23 protein-coding genes are annotated in these 20948 nt (G+C 33.3%); 11 read left to right on the forward strand and 12 right to left on the reverse strand.

What is annotated here, in order from left to right; all coding sequences use genetic code 11:
* Positions 1-38 precede the first annotated feature (38 nt).
* The 4 genes from ABTV69_RS13070 to epsC form a co-directional block, all read right to left on the reverse strand.
* Positions 39-440, reverse strand: coding sequence for a hypothetical protein (locus tag ABTV69_RS13070; protein WP_433829413.1), 402 nt, complete (start codon positions 438-440; stop codon positions 39-41).
* Between the two features lie 141 nt (positions 441-581).
* Entirely contained in the window at positions 582-1568 is a 987-nt protein-coding gene (locus tag ABTV69_RS13075; RefSeq protein WP_433829415.1) for an aldo/keto reductase, read from the reverse strand.
* Positions 1569-1670: 102 nt separating this feature from the next.
* On the reverse strand, positions 1671-2558 hold the full coding sequence (gene cysM, locus ABTV69_RS13080) for a cysteine synthase CysM (protein ID WP_433829417.1): 888 nt from the start codon (positions 2556-2558) through the stop codon (positions 1671-1673).
* A gap of 1 nt (position 2559) precedes the next feature.
* Positions 2560-3351, reverse strand: coding sequence for a serine O-acetyltransferase EpsC (gene epsC / locus ABTV69_RS13085; protein ID WP_433836707.1), 792 nt, complete (start codon positions 3349-3351; stop codon positions 2560-2562).
* 191 nt (positions 3352-3542) lie between these two features.
* Between epsC and ABTV69_RS13090 the strand changes: the two genes are divergently transcribed.
* The gene (locus tag ABTV69_RS13090) at positions 3543-4244 is read left to right on the forward strand and encodes a DUF1003 domain-containing protein (protein WP_433829419.1); all 702 of its coding nucleotides are present in this window, start codon (positions 3543-3545) and stop codon (positions 4242-4244) included.
* A gap of 81 nt (positions 4245-4325) precedes the next feature.
* Here ABTV69_RS13090 and ABTV69_RS13095 read toward each other — a convergent pair whose 3' ends face one another.
* Positions 4326-4610 carry a DUF2752 domain-containing protein gene (locus ABTV69_RS13095; protein WP_433829421.1) on the reverse strand — a complete coding sequence of 95 codons (285 nt, stop codon included), beginning with the start codon at positions 4608-4610 and terminating at the stop codon, positions 4326-4328.
* 108 nt (positions 4611-4718) lie between these two features.
* Here ABTV69_RS13095 and ABTV69_RS13100 point away from each other — a divergent pair, with 108 nt between their 5' ends.
* Positions 4719-4892, forward strand: a complete 174-nt coding sequence (locus tag ABTV69_RS13100) for a hypothetical protein (RefSeq protein WP_172426676.1) — start codon at positions 4719-4721, stop codon at positions 4890-4892.
* A gap of 1 nt (position 4893) precedes the next feature.
* Positions 4894-5445, forward strand: a complete 552-nt coding sequence (locus ABTV69_RS13105; RefSeq protein WP_433829423.1) for a Smr/MutS family protein — start codon at positions 4894-4896, stop codon at positions 5443-5445.
* Positions 5446-5592: 147 nt separating this feature from the next.
* Here the strand turns inward: ABTV69_RS13105 and ABTV69_RS13110 are convergent, their stop codons facing one another.
* Positions 5593-6597 carry a hypothetical protein gene (locus ABTV69_RS13110; RefSeq protein ID WP_433829425.1) on the reverse strand — a complete coding sequence of 335 codons (1005 nt, stop codon included), beginning with the start codon at positions 6595-6597 and terminating at the stop codon, positions 5593-5595.
* Positions 6598-6684: 87 nt separating this feature from the next.
* On the opposite strand from ABTV69_RS13110, the gene ABTV69_RS13115 reads away from it, so the two are divergent.
* Entirely contained in the window at positions 6685-7809 is a 1125-nt protein-coding gene (locus tag ABTV69_RS13115) for a cysteine desulfurase family protein (RefSeq protein ID WP_433829427.1), read from the forward strand.
* A gap of 91 nt (positions 7810-7900) precedes the next feature.
* On the opposite strand, the gene ABTV69_RS13120 is transcribed toward ABTV69_RS13115, so the two are convergent.
* Together ABTV69_RS13120 and ABTV69_RS13125 are read right to left on the reverse strand one after the other, a co-directional pair.
* On the reverse strand, positions 7901-8461 hold the full coding sequence (locus tag ABTV69_RS13120) for an L-threonylcarbamoyladenylate synthase (protein WP_433829429.1): 561 nt from the start codon (positions 8459-8461) through the stop codon (positions 7901-7903).
* Between the two features lie 371 nt (positions 8462-8832).
* Positions 8833-9795, reverse strand: a complete 963-nt coding sequence (locus ABTV69_RS13125) for a hypothetical protein (RefSeq protein WP_433829431.1) — start codon at positions 9793-9795, stop codon at positions 8833-8835.
* 60 nt (positions 9796-9855) lie between these two features.
* Here ABTV69_RS13125 and ABTV69_RS13130 point away from each other — a divergent pair, with 60 nt between their 5' ends.
* A complete protein-coding gene (locus tag ABTV69_RS13130) occupies positions 9856-10623 on the forward strand; it encodes a lipopolysaccharide kinase InaA family protein (protein WP_433829433.1) in 768 nt (255 codons plus the stop codon).
* Here ABTV69_RS13130 and ABTV69_RS13135 read toward each other — a convergent pair.
* Positions 10604-11374: a glycosyltransferase family 2 protein gene (locus ABTV69_RS13135; protein WP_433829435.1), complete on the reverse strand. Its 771-nt coding sequence runs from the start codon at positions 11372-11374 to the stop codon at positions 10604-10606. The genes ABTV69_RS13130 and ABTV69_RS13135 overlap by 20 nt on opposite strands.
* Positions 11375-11393: 19 nt before the next feature.
* Complete coding sequence (locus tag ABTV69_RS13140) at positions 11394-12458, reverse strand: glycosyltransferase family 9 protein (protein WP_433829437.1); 1065 nt, start codon at positions 12456-12458, stop codon at positions 11394-11396.
* Positions 12459-12585: 127 nt separating this feature from the next.
* Between ABTV69_RS13140 and ABTV69_RS13145 the strand changes: the two genes are divergently transcribed.
* Positions 12586-13335 carry a glycosyltransferase family 2 protein gene (locus ABTV69_RS13145; RefSeq protein WP_433836710.1) on the forward strand — a complete coding sequence of 250 codons (750 nt, stop codon included), beginning with the start codon at positions 12586-12588 and terminating at the stop codon, positions 13333-13335.
* Positions 13336-13417: 82 nt separating this feature from the next.
* On the opposite strand, the gene ABTV69_RS13150 is transcribed toward ABTV69_RS13145, so the two are convergent.
* Positions 13418-14233 (reverse strand): 2,3,4,5-tetrahydropyridine-2,6-dicarboxylate N-succinyltransferase, encoded by an 816-nt coding sequence (locus ABTV69_RS13150; RefSeq protein ID WP_008462641.1) that lies wholly within the window; start codon positions 14231-14233, stop codon positions 13418-13420.
* Between the two features lie 239 nt (positions 14234-14472).
* On the opposite strand from ABTV69_RS13150, the gene ABTV69_RS13155 reads away from it, so the two are divergent.
* The 3 genes from ABTV69_RS13155 (at position 14473) to ABTV69_RS13165 (ending at position 17288) form a co-directional block, all read left to right on the forward strand.
* Positions 14473-15105 carry a PAS domain-containing protein gene (locus ABTV69_RS13155; RefSeq protein WP_433829439.1) on the forward strand — a complete coding sequence of 211 codons (633 nt, stop codon included), beginning with the start codon at positions 14473-14475 and terminating at the stop codon, positions 15103-15105.
* Positions 15106-15254: 149 nt separating this feature from the next.
* Positions 15255-15668: a Holliday junction resolvase RuvX gene (ruvX, locus tag ABTV69_RS13160; RefSeq protein WP_433829441.1), complete on the forward strand. Its 414-nt coding sequence runs from the start codon at positions 15255-15257 to the stop codon at positions 15666-15668.
* A gap of 126 nt (positions 15669-15794) precedes the next feature.
* Entirely contained in the window at positions 15795-17288 is a 1494-nt protein-coding gene (locus ABTV69_RS13165) for a malate:quinone oxidoreductase (RefSeq protein ID WP_433829443.1), read from the forward strand.
* Between the two features lie 39 nt (positions 17289-17327).
* Here the strand turns inward: ABTV69_RS13165 and ABTV69_RS13170 are convergent, their stop codons facing one another.
* Positions 17328-19550, reverse strand: a complete 2223-nt coding sequence (locus tag ABTV69_RS13170; RefSeq protein ID WP_433829445.1) for an FUSC family membrane protein — start codon at positions 19548-19550, stop codon at positions 17328-17330.
* Positions 19551-19751: 201 nt separating this feature from the next.
* Here ABTV69_RS13170 and def point away from each other — a divergent pair, with 201 nt between their 5' ends.
* Together def and ABTV69_RS13180 are read left to right on the forward strand one after the other, a co-directional pair.
* Complete coding sequence (gene def, locus ABTV69_RS13175) at positions 19752-20342, forward strand: peptide deformylase (RefSeq protein ID WP_008462650.1); 591 nt, start codon at positions 19752-19754, stop codon at positions 20340-20342.
* Positions 20343-20402: 60 nt separating this feature from the next.
* Entirely contained in the window at positions 20403-20888 is a 486-nt protein-coding gene (locus ABTV69_RS13180) for a DUF5606 family protein (RefSeq protein WP_433829446.1), read from the forward strand.
* Positions 20889-20948 lie beyond the last annotated feature (60 nt).

Consider the following 20948-nt stretch of genomic DNA (forward strand, 5'->3'; position numbering starts at 1 on the left):
TAAAATTTGGAGCAAAATTTTAGTAGACTTATGCAGCGTTAATTTTCAGGAAGACCATATTTTATAACAGGTTTCCCATCTATGCATTGTATTTCAGATGGAATCATAGAAGGGGACGTTAGTATACAATCTGCTAAAATTCCCCATTTTACATGAAATTTTCCTCTAGCAGCGATGTATTGATCAACTTTTTTTTGAAAAGCAACTGCATCTATTTGTTTGTTGTACAAAATGTATCCAGAGCAGCCCGAATTGCCAAACTTCGTATATGTCCAATCCTCTGGATTGGTGCAAGGTTTTGAATTGACTTGAGAATCTGTTATAATTTCGTTATACATTTTATCAAGTCTTGCAGATTCTTCGTCCTTTGTAGATTCATCATTACTGCAAGAAAAGCATATTAGCGAAGTAGCAAATAAAATAAAACTTAGTTTTTTCATAGGTAATGGTTTTATTATTAGATGCGCTAATAAAGAAAAGGTTGCGTAAAAGTCGTAAGAAAAGTTTTCTTATAAGTTTTGAGTTTTTTAAGATGCCGAAGGAATAAGTATTTTCAGCATCTTAAAAGATTTTTACATGGTTTACCAAAGCTGATGAACAGAGGCTTTGATGAGATCGTTGTAAATTTTGTTCATTGCAGTAATTTGCTCTTCAGTTAATTTAGGAGCGTCGTAAACCGATAAATTTGATAAAACGTGTTCTGTTTTGGATGCTCCAGGAATAATGCAGCTTACTTCATTAAAACTTAAAATCCACTGAAGTGCAATTGCAGCTAGATTTTTTGATTCTGGGAATAAAGCTTTTAATTGCTCAACAGCTTTTAATCCTAATTCGTAATCAATTCCAGAAAAAGTTTCTCCCTTATCGAATGATTCTCCGTTACGATTGAAATTACGATGGTCTTGAGGTTCAAAAGTTGTTTTTGAATCAAATTTACCTGTCAAAAGGCCGCTTGCTAGTGGAACTCTCGCGATAATTCCGATATCTTTCTTTTTTGCTTCCGAAAAAAATAATTCAGAAGGACGCTGACGAAACAAGTTGAAGATAATCTGAACTGTGGTTACATTTGAATATTCAATTGCCTTTAATGCTTCTTCGACTTTTTCAACACTTACACCAAGATTAAGAATTTTTCCTTGTTCTTTCAATCGATCGAAAAGTTCAAATATTTCTGGACGATAATAAACCTCTGTTGGTGGGCAGTGTAATTGAATTAAGTCGAGTGTTTCTAAACCAGTTCTTTTCAAGCTGTCTTCCACAAATTTTTGAAGCACTTTTGGTGTATATCCTTCATTAACATGAGGATTTATTTGGCGTCCGCATTTTGTGGCAACAAAAATTCGTTCAGAGCGCGAACGAACCACTCTTCCAACAGCAGTTTCGCTTAATCCATTTTCGTAAACATCAGCCGTATCAATAAAATTTACGCCATTGTCAATAGCAGTATTCAAAAGTTCGTCGGCCGTTTTATCATCAAAACCCGATCCCCATTTTCCTCCCACTTGCCAAGTGCCAAGCGAAATTTCAGATATAGTAAAGTTTGTTTTTCCTAGTTTTCTGTAGTTCATTTTTTTCTTTTTAGTTACAAAGGTTCAAAGCAACAAAGTGACAAAGGTTTTTGTAGGGAAGTAAAAACTTTGTCCCTCTGCTTCTTTGTCACTTAAAAAAAATCAGTCAAATAAATCCGAAGACAAATAACGATCGCCTCTATCGCAGATAACGGCAACCACAACTCCAGATTCTAATTGCTCGGCGATTTTTAATGCTACAGCAACAGAACCTCCGCTGCTCATTCCAGCAAAAACACCTTCTTCAAGCGCTAGTCTTTTTGTCATAGCACGTGCTTCTTCTTCGCTCACATCTATAACGGTATCAACTTTAGAAGCATCAAATATTTTAGGAAGATATTCCTGCGGCCATTTACGAATTCCAGGAATCTGAGAACCATCACTCGGCTGTGCGCCAACAATCTGAATGTTTGGATTCTTTTCTTTCAAATAAGTGGAAGTTCCGATAATAGTTCCTGTTGTTCCCATTGCCGAAACGAAATGAGTTACTGTTCCATCAGTGTCATTCCAAATTTCAGGTCCAGTAGTTTTGTAATGCGCTTTCCAGTTGTCATCATTAGCAAACTGATTTAACATTAAGTAGCCACCTTGAGCCACTTTTTTATCTGCATAATCTCTAGAACCGATAATTCCTTCGTTTGCAGGCGTAAGAATCACTGTTGCGCCATAAGCACGCATGGTTTGAGTACGCTCTTTTGTAGAATCTTCTGGTAAGACCAATTCGATTTCGATTCCAAATAATTGCGCAATCATAGCAAGAGCAATTCCAGTGTTTCCGCTGGTTGCTTCAATTAATTTATCTCCTTTTTTGATGTCGCCTCTTTCTAATGCTGCGGCAATCATGTTATAAGCAGCTCTGTCTTTTACACTTCCTCCAGGATTATTCCCTTCAAGTTTCAGTAAAAGTTTTACATTTTTATTTTTAACTAGATTGACCGTTTCCATTAAAGGAGTATTGCCAATTAGGTTTAATAATTTATGTGAATTCATGTTATTTTTTTTCTTTGATTTTTACTTCAGTAGTAGTCGTGTTTAAAACAATAGAATCTTCTGGAATAGATTTAGTAACCCAAGCATTTCCTCCAACAACACTGTTTTTTCCAATTACAGTTTCTCCTCCTAGAATTGTTGCATTGGCATAAATGCAAACATTGGCTTCAACAGTCGGGTGTCTTTTGGCATTTTTCATTTCTTTGCTTACACTTAATGCTCCAAGCGTAACACCTTGATAAATTTTTACATTTTTCTTGATTATAGTAGTCTCTCCAATTACGATACCTGTTGCGTGATCGATAAAAAAGGGAGATGCAATATCAGCTCCTGCGTGAATATCGGTACCTGTAATTCTGTGTGCGTATTCGCTCATTAATCGAGAAAATAGCAATAAATCAAGATGGTATAATTCGTGGCTTAGTCGGTAAATGGCAATGGCGTAAAAGCCAGGATAGCCTAAATATACTTCATCAATGCTGTTTGAAGCAGGGTCGTTTTCAAGAATATATTCGGCATCTTGATTTAACTTTTCTAAGACTCCAGGAAGTTTTTCTAAAAAGCGATCCCAAATCGATTCGCATAAATTTTGCGGCTTTTTGCAGGCCAAAACAGCAATTTCTTTAAAACGAAACTCCAATTCGTCAATGCTTTCATCAAGTGCTGCATTCGAATCAAAAAGAGTGTAAAAAAGCTTTTCTGTAAAGTCTTCTGTTTTGGTTTTAATGCCGTAATTTATGTGTGAATGGCTCTTTAAAGCCCTTATATTTTGTATAATATTGTCTTTTGTCACAATGGTAAAAATGAATGAATAATTTTGGAACGTTAAAAGTAAGGCGTTTTTTGGAAATAAAATCACGATTTAACGAAAGAAATTTTCTTTGTAAAGTTTGATTTGTGATAAAAAACGAATTGTAAACGGTTCTTTTTTATGTAATTCGTAAGAAGTTAATTGCGTAAATTAGCTTTTAAAACGTAATGAAAATGGAAAATAAAGAAACATTTAAAAGTGCAATTTCTGGGATTTCTTTTGGGGAAAAAGAGAAAATTTGCGGTAAAGATATACATGATCCTATTTTAGGATTAATCAAAAAAGAATATCCTGACTTTAGCACCGAAGACTGCATTGCTGTAAATGAATTAAATATTTACCGTCAAAAATACATTTCAAATTACCTTTCTACTGAAATTGGAGCGCTTTCTGCAATGGAGAAGAATGTTATTTCTTCCTTGAAGGAAGATAAATCGATTGTTAGTATTGTTGAAGACGAAGAAGAAATTAGAAGTTTAGGGCAAAAAGTAGCGGATAAAGTAGCTGATTTTGGCGGTAGCTGGACTTTTATTATTTCTTTCGTCATATTTATTTCCGTATGGATTGGTGCTAATGTTTATATTTTTCTAAATAAAGGCTTTGATCCGTATCCGTTTATACTCTTAAATTTAATTCTCTCTTGCGTTGCGGCTTTGCAAGCGCCGGTTATTATGATGAGCCAAAACCGACAAGAAGAAAAAGACCGTAATCGTGCTAAAAAAGATTATATGATCAATCTGAAATCTGAATTAGAGATTCGATTAATTCATGATAAAATCGACCATTTGATTATGCATCAGCAACAAGAATTAATCGAAATCCAAAAAGTTCAAATCGAGATGATGAATGATATTTTGAATCAGATTAAGAAATAAAATTTTGTTTAAAATTCCAATTTTTTAAATCCCAAATTCCAAAAAAGAGCGTAGCGATTTCTAAAATCTAAAATCTAAAATTTAAAAATAAAAGTGTTTAAAATAATAACCGCCAAGCATAAAAATGAAGTTTACTATGGCAACGTTCCAAATCAGTTTTTTATAATTTCTTGATTTATCTAAGTTGTGAAATGCAATAAAACTAATAAGTAAAAGGCAAGTGTAAATGGCTGGATACATTTTGAAAGCAGCTGAGAATTCACCCTGAAAAAGTAAGAAAAGAGATCGCTGAAATCCACATCCTAAACAGTCATAACCAAAGAAGGTTTTGAACAGGCAAGGAATCATATATTTCTCTAAACTCATGGCAGATCTTTTTTGCAATTTTACTAAAAAAATATGACAAACGTTTGGGGAGTGTAGAAGTGCTATTTGAAAGTTTTATACTTTTGAAATCTTAAAAATACAGAAAGGATGAAAGCTTTTAAAATTATAATAATGATTCTTGCGATTTCGGTTGCGTTTTACGAGCAGGTTTCAGAAGAAAAAAACATCTATATCATGATCATTGCGATTGTGGTTTTTATGTTTGGAATGATGCAGTTGAGTGCAAAAACGCCAAGTAAAAATAACGATAAAGAAGAGTAGGATGTTGATAAAAGGAGATAAGGTTTCAGTACTTGATGAAGCCATAAATGGAACAGTGGTTTCGGTCAAAAATAGCGAAGTTTTAATAGAGACAGAGGATGGTTTTATGATGACATTTTTAGTCAACGAATTACTTAAAATTCAATATACCAGTAATTTAATGAATTCTATTAAAAGGATTGATTTAGATGAGGTTGTAAAAGAGAAAACAGAGCCAAAACCAAGAAGTTTTGTCAAAGAAAAGAAAGATAAACGGGATGTTGGTGTTCCAGAATTTGATTTGCACATCGAAAAATTGGTTCCAAATAAACGCGGAATGTCCAATTATGATATTTTGACTTTACAGACAGAAACAGCTAAAAGACATATCGAATTTGCGATCAGAAATCGCATTCCGAAAATCGTTTTTATTCATGGCGTCGGCGAAGGGATTTTAAAAGCAGAGCTTGATTTTTTACTTGGTCGTTATGATGGAATTGATTTTCAAGATGCCAATTATCAAAAATATGGTCTTGGAGCTACCGAAGTTTATATAAGGCAAAACACTAAATAATTAAGCTTTTTTTGAAGTCAAAAGCTTACTTGTAATGCATAAAAAAACGTCTGTTTTTTGTCCTGATTTAATTTTAAAATCATTTCAAAAAACAGACGTTTTTTTGTAAGAATTATTTTTGCTGATTTCTTTTTGGATATTTATGTTTTAATTGTTTTCCTGTCTGTCAATTTTTCCGAGAAGGAAGTTGGTTCCAAGATTAAAAGTGCTGTTCCCTCTTTGTAGTGTCACATTTTTAAGCACGATGGTGTGTGTGTAAACTGTTCCTAATGCATTCGGTGAAGAAGTAGTCGTTACTTCAATAATGCCACTTTCATTTTCTTTTCCTGCAACACCTGTCCATGTCTCCTCAATTACAGGAGAAGCAGGCTGCACATTAGCACAAATAAAGGCTGGCGTAATCGATCCTGTTTCTGCTTTTGCCGTTCTGTAGAACACTTTGTTTTGTGTTGAGGATATTAAACTTGTACGTGGTTTATCGTCAGTAACATCATTAACTAACAATTTGGGATCGATATCATCAATCGATAAGTAAAATGAAAGGTTGTAGTTGTAAACTCTTTTAATATCATCACATTCGTAAGCAGACCCATTTGGATTGGTTCTAAAAGTCAAATCGGCTGGCGTTACTGTAGTGTTATATATTCCAAATTCAAATTTTGGCTCTGTTTGCTTTCCTGTCGGTTTTTGAAATGTTATATTCTTAAATACTATAGTATGCTGGTATCCTGTTATCCTTGTGCCTAAGTCCGGATTATCTTTGTTTGTTGGCGCATCCTTTTGTATTGATGTAATTTCAATTGTACCATCTAATCCAAGCCATTCTTCTGTTACTTTTGGTATGCTTGGAGGGATTGTGCCACATATATTTTCTTTTGTGATCGCTCCGTCATAAGCTCTATATACAACGCGATATGTGCTCGAATTGATAGGGTACGAATAGGTTGAATTATCATTTTTTATAGAGCCTTCTGGCATTTGCAATAAAAGTGCTTCTTGAGGTTTTAGCTTATATAGTAAGGCATTTGTTGTAGCATCACAGGCTTGTCCTTCCGCGATATCTTCAAAATCTATTTCGTCTACAGTTAAATCTCCATCATCGCACCCGTTCAAGAAAAGAGCAAATAATAGGAGGGCAGCATATTTTTTCATCGTAAAATTTATTTGGGTCAAAAATAGTGAAAAAAATGCCAGATTATATTTAAGTTTTCACAATTGATATTTCTTAACTTTGCATCAATGAAAAAAGTATATCTAGATAATGCCTCAACAACAGCAATGCGTCCTGAAGTAATTCAGGAAATGACGAAAATAATGCTTGAGGATTACGGAAATCCGTCGTCTACGCATAGTTTTGGACGAAACGGTAAAACAATATTAGAACTTTCAAGAAAGAGCATTGCCAAGCATTTAAATTGCACTGCTCAAGAAATAATTTTTACTTCTGGCGGAACTGAAGCCGATAATTGGATTCTTCGTTCTTCTGTTGAAGATTTAAAAGTAGAAAGAATTATTACTTCCAAAATAGAACACCACGCTGTTTTGCACACCGTTTGGGCACTTCAAGAAGAATACAAAATTCAAGTAGAGTATGTTGCTGTAAATGCAGATGGAAGTTTGGATTTAACACATTTGTCTAATTTGCTGGCGGAAGAAAAAAAGACTTTGGTTAGCTTGATGCATGTGAATAATGAAACAGGCACTGTTTTGGATTTAGATCGTGTGGGTTTGATTTGTAAGCAATATAACGCATTGTTTCATTCCGATACTGTCCAGTCTATCGGAAAAATTGAAATCGATCTGCAGAAGACTCCTGTTGATTTTATTTTGGCCAGTGCGCACAAATTTCACGGGCCAAAAGGTATTGGATTTGCTTTTGTTCGAAAAAACTCTGGTTTACAGCCGTTACTTTTTGGGGGAGAACAAGAAAAAGGGCTTCGCGCAGGAACCGAAGCCGTACATCAAATTGCTGGAATGGCAAAAGCTTTGTCTATTTCTTGCGAGAAATTGGATGAAGAAAGAGCTTATATTTTAGGTTTGAAAAATTATCTGATAGAACAATTAGAAATCCATTTTCCAGATTTTAGGATTAACGGAAAAAAAGATGATTTCTATAATATCATTAATATTATCCTGCCTTTTTCATCCGACAAAACTTCGATGCTACTTTTTAGTTTGGATATGAAAGGAATTGCAGTTTCTAGAGGAAGCGCTTGCCAATCAGGGAGTATAAAACCTTCGCATGTATTAAACGAAATGCTTTCGGAGACGGATTTAAAGTTACCAAATCTCCGAATCTCTTTTAGCCATTATAACTCAAAAGAAGATATCGATTGGCTTATTGAAAGCCTTAAGGCTGTTTAAAGTTTGAGGTTTCAAGTTTCAGGTTTCAAGTTTCAAGTTTCAGGTTTCACGTTCAGTTTTAAACTTGAAACCTAGAACCTGAAATAAAAAACTATTTTCTAATCACTTTTACCTGAGAATCGTTTGTCAATTTGATTATTGTAGACGATTTTCCGTTTATTTTATCTTGGTTTAGTTTTACCACATAATCCACTCCATTAATGATTTCTGGACTAATGTCTTTGAAAGCAATTGGTGTTGGTTGTCCAGAAATATTAGCGGAAGTAGAAACTAAAGGTTTTTTCATTCTCTCCATTAATTTGTAACAGAAAGGTTCTTTTACCAATCGTACTCCAAGAGATTTGTCAGCAGCGATGATATTTGGAGCGACGTTTTTGGCATCGTCTAAAATTAAAGTGGTTGGTTTGTCTGATAGATCCCAAATTTGCCATGCTACTTCAGGAATATCTTTAAATACGTTGTAGATCATCTTTTCACCATTTACTAAAACTATCATGCTTTGTGTTTCGGCACGCTGTTTTAATTTGTAGATTTTGGCAACAGCTTCGGCATTGGTAGCATCACAGCCAATTCCCCAAACCGTATCTGTCGGGTACAAAATTATACCTCCGTTTTTAATTACTTCATATGCGTTGATGATTTCTTCGTTCATTTTACAAATTATATTTTAAGATTACAAAGTTATGCATTTTACTTGTAATTGTTTTTTATCGTATTTGTAATTGGAAAGCCTATTGTGTTTTAAAGTGATTTGAAGAAAAAGAGATATTATGATTTTACCGACGAAGATTTTAATTTTATTTTGGCCAATTCCATCAATGGATGTTCGATGTACTTAAAAGTCAATTGGCTAATGAGAATTAATGGAAAAACAGATAAGGGAATAATGGGCCAAAATTCGATATCGGTTCAATTATTAGCTTCTTCAAATCCAATAATGATCATTATAAGCGCGGACTTTTGCAAACATACTGGCCTGTTTTGAATGCAAAAAATATTACGGTTAAAAATATCTTAGACAAATTACAAAGAGTTGCCTTTAAGAATAACATGATTGGTCCAGCCTTTTAAGGTGTATTTTTCTAGAATTGAATTAGGTATTTTTTCGTAGTCATTTTCGAAAAATTCCATCGGTATAATTGGATTTTTTTCGTCAATGACTAAAATGTTGTTTGGATTATAAAAATCGTAATTTTTAATATCTGCATTTGTGGTTATGAGCTTCTTTTCTAAACCCAAGCTTTCAAAAACTCGAAAAGTAAGTCCGCTTTGCCCAAGTCGGTTGATGTCTAAAAGTACTTTTGAGCGATTAATATAATGATTTACCTCGCTTAAAGGCATATGGCTTTTTATATAGGTAATGTTTTGATCATTATCTTTCTGTTTTTTATCATAGACAATGAATTTAAATTTTGAATGCTGCGAAGCTAAATTAGCAGCAATCCTTTTTAGTATCGGAAGCCTCTTGTCGATTGAACTGATATTGAAAACATCATATTCATGCTCGTCTGTATTATTTGTATTTTCTGAATTGTAAATCCAATTTGAGGCGAATTTTAAATTATAGTTGGTGCAATCTTCCTTTTCAAACGAAAATACATCATCAAAAGAATGAAGCACTCGTTTTATTTTTGGACAACGATAGATATTATCATTAAAGAATCCGATTGATTTTTTGGTATATTTTTTAAATTCCAAAATGCTTTCAGGAGTTATAAAATCACCTTTTATGGTCAGAATTACATCTTGAATCTGATTATTTTTCTTTAATTCGTTGATTATTTCTTTTCCGTAATGCTGATGCTTCAAATTAGTTTTAAAGAAGGCTTTCAATATAACATTATAGACTTTATGGAATACCGACGGATATTTATATTTAAAAGTATTAAAGTCGATATGACGAACAGTATGTCCCTGTTTTTCTAAGTCTACAGCTATATGTTTGTTGAGCCCCCAATTGTCTAAACTTATAAGAGTAATGTGCATTATCTTTGAAATAGTTTTTATTAGTTGGTAAAACTAGCTAAATTTGCTGAAACAATTTTTATGATTTTAAGATTAAATCGCGGATATGAAAAATTTGAAAATATTCTTCTTGAATATATTCGTTTTTTTAATATAAAAGGAGAGGACTTTGTAATTGGCCAGCGCAATCAGATAAAGCTTTTCGATTTAGACGATAAAAAGATAAACATAAAATCGTTTAAAGTTCCACACTTAATTAATAAAATCGCTTATAAATACTTCAGAAAATCGAAAGCAAAACGCTCTTTTGAGTTTGCAAATAGATTATTAGAATTAGGTGTTGGAACTCCAAAACCTATTGCATTTGCTGAATTTTCATCTTTAGTTGGTTTAGAAAAAAGCTTCTATGTTAGCGAACAACTAGAATGTGATCTTACTTACAGAGAATTGGTAGAAATACCGGATTTTCCAGATCGCGACAACATTTTAAGGCAGTTTACTAAATTTAGTTTTGGTCTTCACGAAAAAGGAATTGAATTTTTAGACCATTCTCCAGGAAATACTTTGATTAAAAAGAATGCTAGCGGCAATTATGATTTCTTTCTGGTAGATTTGAATAGAATGGAATTCCATAACGTGATGTCTTTTGAAATGCGCATGAAAAATTTATGCCGTTTAACACCATTAAAAGAAATGGTGGCAACAATGAGTAATGAATATGCTAAATATTATAAAGAACAATCTGAAGAGAAAATTTTCGAAACTTTGTGGAAATTTACTTCAGATTTTCAAGAGAAATTTTACAGAAAAAAACGCTTAAAAAAGAAGCTTAAATTTTGGAAGAAGTAAGTCGCCTTAATTCTTTATAGCGAATAAAAACGCTGTACGCATTCAAATAACAAATCGTTATGCCTTTCCCTCCGTCTAAAAAACCAAAACGAATTATGTATTGGTATAAGAACGTGTATAAAGGATGAAGAAATTGCAGTAAAAAAAACGGTTTGATTCCTTTAGCAAATTTTTCATTGGCTTTAAGAGTGCCATACTTGTACATTTTCGATTTGTAATCTTCATAGGAGGAGTATGAAAAATGTATGATTTCGTTTTTTAAAGTAGAAATTGTGCCATTTACAATTAGTTTTTCGTGAACGGTTCTCTCTTCATTATATCTGCATTTTGATTTATTAAAAAGTCTGAAAATTTTGTCGGTCTGCCAACCGCTATAATTTAGTCTACTTGCTTTAAACATAAAAATGCGATAGATAAAATACGCGCTTGCCGCATTTTCAGAATTAATTTCAGTGCTAATTTCAGATTTTAATTCGGGAGTCAATCTTTCGTCGGCATCAATAAATAAAACCCAATGGTTTTTAGCTTGATCTAAAGCAAAATTTCGTTGAGAAGTATAATCAATAAAGGGATTCTGAATTAATTTTATGTTTTGAAAAGATGCTACAATGTCTGCTGTTTTGTCGGTACTATATGAATCAACAACAATGATTTCATCAGCAAAATCAATATCTTCAAGAAGCGATTTTATATGCTGTTCTTCATTAAGCGTAATGATTAATACTGATAATTTTTGCTTTTCACGATCCATTGGTAATGCCTTTACTTTTTCAATTTTTATATTCTTGAAAATAAGTCTCTAATTTTTGCAGCATAAGTTCCAACGGATATTCAGCGTAATATTCGAAAGTATGTTCTTTTATGTATTGTTCGGTGTGTTTTTCGTAGATTTCTGGTTTTAAATCTTTTAAATGTACAGAAACGTTTTTTGCTTCATTTTCAAACAGCTGCCAAGTTTCTTTTCTGACAGAAGGAGTAAAGATAGAGAAAGTCGGAATCTCTAATGCTTTAGCCATATTTACAGCTCCACCTTCGTTTCCGATCAGCATTTCACATTGAGAAAGTATTGCTAAAAACTGACGTAGATCTGTAGCGTATAAATCAAAAACAATATGCTTTTTGGTTTCTTCGGAACAGTAATTATAAACCTCCAAAGCTTGCTCTTTTTGATTCGGGATATAATTAAAGAGAATAGTTGCGTTGGTTTTCGCTACAGTAAAATCGATAATTTTCGCCATTCCATCCAACGGATAGGTTTTGTAATGCTCGCTTCCTAAAATTCCAAACATAATAAGCGGTTTTTCAGGGTCAATAGCATAGCTTTTTAAAATGCTTTTGGCTTCTGCAATTTCAGAGTCTTTCAAAAAGATTTTAGGCTTTACATTGGTGATTTTTTCAGAGAAAAAAGGTTTAAGAAGCAGCAATCTATTTTCAATTGCCAAACCATATTCTGATTTTATGGCATCAAAACGTTCGTAACTGTAATTGTAAAAAATATTAGAATACCATTTGTGGTACGAAACTTTATATTTTGCTCCAGAAAAAAACGTAATTAAGTTGGTTCCTAATTTACTGTACACATCTATAACAGCGTCATATTTTTTTCTGCGAATTTCAAAAATGAACTTAACAAACCCAAGAGTCGATTTTCGAATTTTATTAGTTACCGGAATAATGTTGTCAATATTCGGATTTTCTAAAAGAACATCAATCGAATTAGGATAGCACATATAGTCAATTGTAGCGTCAGGAAACTTGCTTTTTAGGTTGTTGCAAATAATTGTACTGGTTAAAACGTCTCCGATCCTTTTTTGCTGAATGACTAATATTTTCATCTGGTTTTTTTATTCAATTTGAAAGCTAAAATACAAACTATTTTATGAAGTGTACAAGTCAAGGTCGTAATAAGATTAAACTAAATTAAAAAGTTATATTTTTGTGCTCAACAAATTAAAATTTATAATGGGAATTAGCGGTTTGGTTATTACTTTCAATGAAGAGAAAAACATTGGAAAATGTATTGATGCCTTATTTAAAGTTTGTGATGAAGTTATTATTGTAGACTCTTTCAGTAAAGATCGTACAGTAGAAATAGCTAAAGAAAAAGGAGCACAGGTTGTTCAGCAAGCATTTTTAGGGGATGGTCCGCAGCGTACGCATGGATTGCCTTTTTGTAAAAATGATTGGATTTTAAATCTTGACGCAGATGAATTTCTGGATAAAGATGCTGAGGAGTTTATTCTACAGAAAAAATACCTAGAAGGAAACTACGATGCTATGAGTTTTAGAGTGAAAAATTTTTTAGCAGATAAATTAATTGATTTTTCAGGATGGTATCCCGATCATAAAGTTCGTTTTTTCAATAAACAAACGGCTCACCCTTCAGGCTCTAAAGTGCATCAGAAAATTGTGGCGCAAAAAGAGAAAAAAGTTGCAGTACACATTTTACATTACGGATGGGATTCTTTCGATCAGATTATTGCTAAGAAAAATCAGTATTCTGGATGGCATGCCCAGCAATTATATGATCAAGGAAAAAGAATAAATGCTTTTAAACCCGTTCTTAACGGAACTGTTGCTTTTATTCGTTGTTATTTCTTTAAAAAAGGAATTTTCAATGGCCTTGACGGATTGACAATCGCCATGATTCAGGCATTTTTCTCTTATATGAAATATGCTAAGCTTATAAAGCTTCAAAAAAAGAATAGATAAAAATAAACTTCAAATAAAAAATTCCAAATCCCAATTGTAAGAATTGGAGTTTGGAATTTTTTTTATGATTGATTTTTAAAACCTATACAGCTACATCGTACTCACGAAGTGCGTTGTTTAAAGAAGTTTTTAAATCTGTAGATGGTTTACGAGTTCCAATGATTAATGCGCAAGGAACTTGGTATTCTCCAGCAGCAAATTTCTTAGTGTAGCTTCCTGGTATAACTACAGAACGAGCTGGCACATACCCTTTCATTTCAACTGGTTCATCACCTGTAACATCGATAATTTTTGTAGATGCTGTCAAACATACGTTAGCTCCAAGAACCGCTTCTTTACCAACGTGAACACCTTCAACAACGATGCAACGAGAACCGATAAAAGCACCATCTTCGATGATTACTGGTGCAGCTTGCAATGGCTCAAGAACGCCACCAATACCAACACCACCACTTAAGTGTACGTTTTTACCAATTTGAGCACAGCTTCCTACAGTTGCCCAAGTATCTACCATTGTTCCTTCGTCTACATAAGCTCCAATATTAACATAACTTGGCATTAAAATTACACCGCTTGAAATATAAGCACCGTAACGAGCAACAGCATTTGGTACCACACGGATTCCTTTTTCAGCATAATTTCTTTTTAGCAACATTTTGTCGTGGTATTCAAAAATACCAGATTCCCATGTTTCCATTTTTTGAATTGGGAAATACATTACAACCGCTTTTTTAACCCATTCGTTAACTTGCCATTTGTCACCAACTGGTTCAGCGACACGTAATTTACCTGCGTCTACTAATTCGATTACTTCTCTAATGGCGTCAGTAGTTGTAGTTTCTTGCAATAAAGCTCTGTTTTCCCAAGCTTGTTCAATTATAGTCTGTAAAGAATTCATACGTTTAATTTTTTGGCAAAGATAACGTATTTGTAGAAATGCAAAAAAGCAAAATAGCTTGAAAATGTTACAAATTTAACTTTTTGTTTCTTATTTGTTTTAGTTGCATTTTGATTATCTCTAAAAGTTTTTTTTATGTCAAAATATGACAAAAGTCAGGCTTTCTCGTTTTTCTTCACTCTAATTTCGCAGTGTTGATCAACATTCCATTCCATAAATAATCATATAAGCAGTAAAATATGAATCAAGAAAATCACCTTCAAAATAGAGTAATTATAGATAAAGAAGTAAGCTGGGATAAAACTCAGGTTATTATGAGTAAAACAAATGCTTATGGCATTATAGAATATGCAAACGAAGTGTTTGTGGACGTTTGTGGTTACGAAGACTATGAATTAATGGGCCAGCCTCATAATATTATACGTCACCCAGACATGCCAAAAGTAATTTTTAAAGTGCTTTGGGAAAATCTTAAAAACGGGAAAAACTTCCATGCTATTGTAAAAAATCTTGCAAAGTCTGGAAGGTATTATTGGGTAATCACAGATTTTGAAATTGCTCGCGACGAAAACGACGTTATTGTCAATTATTTCGGAAGAAGACAAGCTGTGCCACAAGAGGTAATTGCAATGCATATTGAACCTCTTTATAAAAAGTTATTGCAGATTGAAGCCGCAAGCGGAGTTGAGTTTAGCGAAAAATATTTAATCGGTTTCTTAGAAGAGAAGAAAAGAACTTACGTTGAATATATAAGGGAGTTGATTTACGAACATGAAAAATCGCAATCTAAGTTCGCCAACTATTCAGAAGAAGAAGAGGCAGGAGAAGAGGAAGAGCATAGAGGTTTCTTTAGCCGATTGTTCGGTAGATAAATTGAGTTATTTTTTAGGTTTGAATATTTGGATAAAAATCCGTCTTGAAATTTTTTTGAGGCGGATTTTTTATGCAGCTTCAATAGATTTTTTAAACGAAGTAAAGTATTCAATGGTATTTTGAAGTAAATTTGCAGAAAAAATAAACCATGCCAAGAATTCTCTCAATAGATTACGGACAAAAACGTACTGGAATTGCAGTTACAGACGAAATGCAAATTATTGCTTCTGGTCTAACAACAATTCCGACACATACATTGATTGACTTTTTGAAAGGTTATTTTGCTGAAGAAAAAGTCGAGGCAGTTTTAATAGGCGAACCAAAACAAATGAACGGTATGCCATCAGAAAGTGCCTCTGTAATTAATGGTTTTGTAACTCATTTTTCGAATGTTTTTCCAGGCATGAAAGTGATACGGGTTGATGAACGTTTTACTTCAAAAATGGCATTTCAAACCATGATCGACAGTGGTTTAAATAAAAAGCAGCGTCAGAACAAAGGATTAATAGACGAAATTTCAGCTACAATCCTGCTTCAAGATTATCTTTCCGCAAAAAAATAACGCTCTTCGTCGTATTTTTTATTTATAATTTAATGGTTTTTAGAAAATCCTAACTTTTATCATGTAAAAATTAGTTTTTTTTTGCAATTAAAAAAGTACCTTTGCACTTTAAATAAAAATACTGTTATGCCTGACGAAACCATACGTTCAAATAGTGATGTAGTACTCATTGGCGCTGGAATAATGAGTGCCACTCTTGGAGTAATTTTGAAAGAATTACAACCAGATATTAAAATTGAAATTTACGAAAGATTAGATGTTGCCGCTGCTGAAAGTTCTGATGCTTGGAACAATGCAGGAACTGGACACTCTGCTTTTTGTGAATTGAATTATACTCCAGAAAAGGCAGACGGAAGCATAGATCCTAAAAAAGCAATAAGCATTGCAGAATCATTTGAGATTTCTCGTCAGTTTTGGTCTTACTTAGTACAGCAAAACAAAGTGCCGTCTCCGGATAATTTTATTAAAAGCGTACCTCATATGAGTTTTGTGTGGGGAGATAAAAATGTAGATTATTTAAAAAAACGATTTAAGGCGCTTCAAAGCAATCCGATTTTCGCTGATATGACTTTCAGTACCGATTTTGAACAGCTTAAAAAATGGATGCCGTTGGTAATGGAAGGCAGAAATGCTGATGAAAAATTAGCTGCGACACATATGGAAATTGGTACCGATGTAAATTTTGGTGCTTTAACTAGAAGCATGTTTAATTACTTAGAAAAATTAGACGGTGTTTCTTTATTCTTTAATCACGAAGTTAAAAAACTAAGACAGCGTGAAGATAAATCTTGGAGAATTAAGATTAAAGATTTGTCTACAGGAAATACTCGTAAAGCTTATACTAAATTTGTGTTTATCGGCGCAGGAGGTGGTTCTCTTCCTTTATTGGAAAAAGCAAATGTACCAGAAGGAAATGGTTACGGAGGTTTTCCGGTAAGCGGACAATGGCTGAAATGTACAAATCCTGAAGTAATTGCTAAACACCAAGCAAAAGTTTACGGAAAAGCAAGTGTTGGAGCTCCTCCAATGTCTGTTCCTCATATTGATACTCGTGTAATCGACGGAGAGAAAGCGCTTCTTTTTGGTCCCTTTGCAGGGTTTTCAACTCGTTTCTTGAAAAATGGTTCTTATTTAGATTTGCCACTTTCAATTAAACGTAACAATTTGATTCCGATGTTGGCTGCTGGATACCATAATATTCCTTTAACGAAATATTTGATCGAGCAAGTGCGTCAGTCTCCAAAAGATAGAATGAAAGCTTTACGCGAATATCTTCCAACAGCGCGTTCAAAAGACTGGAAATTAGAAAAAGCAGGGCAGCGTGTTCAGGTTATTAAGAAAGATGAAAAAGAAGGTGGAGTTTTAGAATTTGGTACTGAAGTAATCAATACGCATGACGGAACTTTAGCGGTTTTATTAGGTGCTTCACCTGGTGCTTCTACAGCAGTGGCGATTATGGTTGATTTGGTGAGCAGATGTTTTACAAATCAGATTAAAACACCAGAATGGCAAGCAAAATTAAAGACAATGATTCCTTCGTACGGACAGACTTTAAATGATAAGCCAGAACTTTTAGAAGAGCTAAGAAAGCAAACAGCAGAAGTTTTAAAATTAAATTAAGCTTTTACTTATTTGAATATAAAAACAAATCCAGATGAATTAATCTGGATTTGTTGCTTTTAGGTCAGTTGTGTTTTTTAGAATTTTCTCAGCTAGATTGCTCATCCAGATCAATTGCTCAATTACCATTTGGGCTTCCTGCATTTTTGCCTGACGCGTTTCTTTATCCAAATCGTCATCTTCGGCTAAACGCGTAAAATGTTTTCGTTTTAATTCTTCAAACTGTAAAGTCACATCTTCTTTTTCAAAAAATGTGTCTTTTATAATAACTTCATTTCTTAAGACAGAAATAGAATGATCCAGATTGGCTAAAATAGTTTTGATTATATAATTGAAAGAATCCGATGCGGAAGTGGTTTGGTGTGACTGAATATAAGTTGACAAAGATGCCAAGGCAGATAATAAGGAGTGATTTAAAACCACTAATTTATTGACTAAAGGCATTGTTTTCTGCTTCGATTTAGGTTCTTGCATCATTCTCTGAAAAGAAGTCATTAAATTTCCTATTTCAACAAAAGCATTTTTACGTGCCAAACGGTATGAAGTAGGAACTTCTCCTTTTTTATTGTAAAAATCGGCAATTTCTTTGAGATAATTTCGATTGGCTCGAATCGTATTTTCTATATGAATTGGCGTGTTGATGAACTCCCATGCAGGCCATAAAAACTGATTAGCAATGAAGGCCAAAATAGCTCCGGCAAGTGAATCTAATATTCTGTATTGAATTACTTCATTTATATCTGGTGTTAGAATGCCGTAGATAAATACCACATACATCGTCACAAATGTTGCGCTTATCTTATAATTGATTTGGGTAAACGAAATTCCTAAAAGCATACATATAATAGAGAAGATGCTCAATGCAACATGGTTCTGAATTACCGATACAATTCCGAAAGCTAGAATTCCTCCCAAAACAGTTCCGAATATTCTATTGTAAGATCGTTCTTTGGTTAAGCCGTAGCCAGGACGCATTATTACAACGATTGTAAGCAGAATCCAATATACGTTTTGAAAAGGCAGAACTTGTCCGAGGAAAAAGCCAATCAAAATGGTAATGGTTAATCTTATCGAATGTCTGAAAATAGATGAAGAATAACTTAAATTTTCAATTAAAGTTCGAAGAGGATAATATTGTGGCGTAAGGAATTTTTCAAGCTCTTTGTCTTTATCTTTTAATTTATAAGACTGCATGGCTAGAGAAAGAGCTCGCTGAATGGTTTTAATTTTTCCAACCTGATTCTTAGCATATTTCAGCATATTGGTTAACATCAAAACACCCTCTGCAGCTTCTTCTTTTCCTAATGTTTTTTCGTAGTCAAAAATAGCAAACTCTAATGCGTCTAACTCATTTTTTAGATTATGTTTATCTACATAAACGCTAATATGGCTAACATTTTTTGAAAGTTTCTTTAAAGTGGATGCCAGTTTGTAGGCCACATTTTGATATGTTCTTAAAACGTCAGGATGTTTAGCAAATTTCTGATGAAGTTTACTATGGTCAAAAGAAGTGTAAAGCGCTAATTCTTGAATTTCGACCAAAGTGATAAAAACCAAAAGCATTTTTCTATTCTGGCTTGTAATTCCAGACGCATTCTGATTTCCGATCAGCATTTTTCTTAAATCTTCATGAATAAGATTTAATTCTACCTGCACAGCCAATTGTTTTTTGATAATCGCCTGTCTGTTGGCTTCAGGACTCCATAAATCGCCTCTTAATTTTAGATATTTGGCAGTGAGTTTTATTCCTTCAGCTATTTGCAGTTCTATATATTTATAAGGTTGTATAAAATGAAATGCAAGAGAAACGATTAAATAGAGAATTCCTCCAATAAAAATAAAGCCCGAATATTCAAAAGCTGCCCAGCCCTCATGCAAATGTCCAAAAGATAATGAAATGGATAGCAAAGCAGAGAAAGAAATCAAGGTTGCACGCTGTCCGTAAACCGAAATCATAGAGCATAAAAACAGCAGAAAACCTAAAAATATATAAAACAGAAAAGGGTAAGGATAGACAAGATTGACCAATAGATTGACTCCAGAAACAATAAAAGAAGCTGCAATTAGTCCTTTTATTTTATGGCTGAGAGAACTTGGAATGTCGCTGGGATAGGTGTAAAAAGCGCCAAGTGCAATAGTAAAGCCAATTTCAAAATGACCTAGAAAATTTAGAACTAAAACAGGAACAACTGAAGCAATGGTTACTTTAGACGCATTGAGAAAGGAAGTACTGTTTGTAAATTTCGTAATCTTATCAATCATAAAGGCAGGTTTACTAGCAAAGGTAAGAATTGTACGAGTGATTTTGGCATAATAATGGATGAGATTTTTGATAGCTTGTAAAAAATATGATATAATATAGTATTAGAATTATTCATTGACTATTTTTTACTATTTTTGCCAGCTGAAATGTCAGAACTTTAATTCTGTTTTTGCAGCACATAAAAACATAAATAAAAACAAATGATTTTACCAATTGTAGGATACGGTGATCCTGTTTTAAGAAAAGTGGGACAGGATATTACGCCAGAATATCCAAACCTAAAAGAAACGATCGCAAATATGTACGAGACTATGTATAATGCGTACGGAGTTGGACTTGCAGCACCGCAAGTTGGGCTTCCAATTCGTTTGTTTGTTATAGATACGACGCCTTTTAGTGATGATGAAGATCTTCCTTCAGAGGAACAAAAAGATTTGAAAGGTTTCAAGAAGACTTTTATCAATGCTAAAATCGTTAAAGAAGAAGGAGAAGAGTGGGGGTTTAATGAAGGTTGTTTGAGTATTCCTGATGTGCGTGAAGACGTTTACAGAAAACCAACTGTTACAATCGAATATTGTGAAGAAGATTTCGTTATGAAAACGGAAGTATTTGACGGATTAATCGCTAGGGTTATTCAGCACGAATACGACCACATTGAAGGAATCTTGTTTACAGATAAAATCTCATCTCTAAAGAAACGCTTAATCCAAAAGAAATTAAAAAATATTACGGAAGGAAAAACGTCTCAGGAATATAGAATGAAATTTTTTGCAGCAAAAAAAGCAAGATAAGTTTTCTAGAAAATTAGAAACAAAAAATAAATCAAATTCTTAATACTAATTTTAATAAAAATGAATTTAACGAAAATTTTAGCCATTTCAGGAAAACCAGGTTTATACGAATTAAAAGTACAAACTCGTACAGGTTTTGTGGCGGAATCATTAATTGATGGGAAGAAGATTACTGTAAATCTAAAAAGCAATGTAAGTTTATTGTCTGAAATTTCGATTTATACTTATGAAGGTGAAAAACCGTTAACTGAAGTAATGCAGCAGATTGCCGTTAAAGAAAATAAAGGACAAGCCATTTCTCACAAAGAAGATAATGCTACTTTGTCTGCTTATTTCAAACAAATTCTTCCAGATTATGACGAAGAAAGAGTTTATCCATCAGATATCAAAAAAGTATTAAGCTGGTACAACACGCTTCAAGCAAAAGGTTTAGTTACAGATTTAGCTCCTGCAGCTGAAGAACCAAAAGAAGAAGCTCCAGTTGCTGAAGAAAAACCAAAAAAAGCTCCAGCAGCAAAAAAAGCAAAAGCTAAAAAAGAAGAATAGTAGTTTTTCTTTAATCATAAAATAATCCTGTTAAGATGTTTTCTTGACAGGATTTTTTAA

This window comes from Flavobacterium anhuiense (assembly GCF_050990855.1).
GTDB lineage: Bacteria > Bacteroidota > Bacteroidia > Flavobacteriales > Flavobacteriaceae > Flavobacterium > Flavobacterium anhuiense_C.

Excerpts from the sequence above, each read along its gene's own strand:
- ABTV69_RS13070 (WP_433829413.1), bottom strand. The coding sequence starts at position 440 with ATGAAAAAACTAAGTTTTATTTTATTTGCTACTTCGCTAATATGCTTT.
- ABTV69_RS13075 (WP_433829415.1), bottom strand. The coding sequence starts at position 1,568 with ATGAACTACAGAAAACTAGGAAAAACAAACTTTACTATATCTGAAATT.
- cysM (WP_433829417.1), bottom strand. The coding sequence starts at position 2,558 with ATGAATTCACATAAATTATTAAACCTAATTGGCAATACTCCTTTAATG.
- ABTV69_RS13090 (WP_433829419.1), top strand. The coding sequence starts at position 3,543 with ATGGAAAATAAAGAAACATTTAAAAGTGCAATTTCTGGGATTTCTTTT.
- ABTV69_RS13095 (WP_433829421.1), bottom strand. The coding sequence starts at position 4,610 with ATGAGTTTAGAGAAATATATGATTCCTTGCCTGTTCAAAACCTTCTTT.
- ABTV69_RS13100 (WP_172426676.1), top strand. The coding sequence starts at position 4,719 with ATGAAAGCTTTTAAAATTATAATAATGATTCTTGCGATTTCGGTTGCG.
- ABTV69_RS13105 (WP_433829423.1), top strand. The coding sequence starts at position 4,894 with ATGTTGATAAAAGGAGATAAGGTTTCAGTACTTGATGAAGCCATAAAT.
- ABTV69_RS13110 (WP_433829425.1), bottom strand. The coding sequence starts at position 6,597 with ATGAAAAAATATGCTGCCCTCCTATTATTTGCTCTTTTCTTGAACGGG.
- ABTV69_RS13115 (WP_433829427.1), top strand. The coding sequence starts at position 6,685 with ATGAAAAAAGTATATCTAGATAATGCCTCAACAACAGCAATGCGTCCT.
- ABTV69_RS13120 (WP_433829429.1), bottom strand. The coding sequence starts at position 8,461 with ATGAACGAAGAAATCATCAACGCATATGAAGTAATTAAAAACGGAGGT.
- ABTV69_RS13125 (WP_433829431.1), bottom strand. The coding sequence starts at position 9,795 with ATGCACATTACTCTTATAAGTTTAGACAATTGGGGGCTCAACAAACAT.
- ABTV69_RS13130 (WP_433829433.1), top strand. The coding sequence starts at position 9,856 with ATGATTTTAAGATTAAATCGCGGATATGAAAAATTTGAAAATATTCTT.
- ABTV69_RS13135 (WP_433829435.1), bottom strand. The coding sequence starts at position 11,374 with ATGGATCGTGAAAAGCAAAAATTATCAGTATTAATCATTACGCTTAAT.
- ABTV69_RS13140 (WP_433829437.1), bottom strand. The coding sequence starts at position 12,458 with ATGAAAATATTAGTCATTCAGCAAAAAAGGATCGGAGACGTTTTAACC.
- ABTV69_RS13145 (WP_433836710.1), top strand. The coding sequence starts at position 12,586 with ATGGGAATTAGCGGTTTGGTTATTACTTTCAATGAAGAGAAAAACATT.
- ABTV69_RS13150 (WP_008462641.1), bottom strand. The coding sequence starts at position 14,233 with ATGAATTCTTTACAGACTATAATTGAACAAGCTTGGGAAAACAGAGCT.
- ABTV69_RS13155 (WP_433829439.1), top strand. The coding sequence starts at position 14,473 with ATGAATCAAGAAAATCACCTTCAAAATAGAGTAATTATAGATAAAGAA.
- ruvX (WP_433829441.1), top strand. The coding sequence starts at position 15,255 with ATGCCAAGAATTCTCTCAATAGATTACGGACAAAAACGTACTGGAATT.
- ABTV69_RS13165 (WP_433829443.1), top strand. The coding sequence starts at position 15,795 with ATGCCTGACGAAACCATACGTTCAAATAGTGATGTAGTACTCATTGGC.
- ABTV69_RS13170 (WP_433829445.1), bottom strand. The coding sequence starts at position 19,550 with ATGATTGATAAGATTACGAAATTTACAAACAGTACTTCCTTTCTCAAT.
- def (WP_008462650.1), top strand. The coding sequence starts at position 19,752 with ATGATTTTACCAATTGTAGGATACGGTGATCCTGTTTTAAGAAAAGTG.
- ABTV69_RS13180 (WP_433829446.1), top strand. The coding sequence starts at position 20,403 with ATGAATTTAACGAAAATTTTAGCCATTTCAGGAAAACCAGGTTTATAC.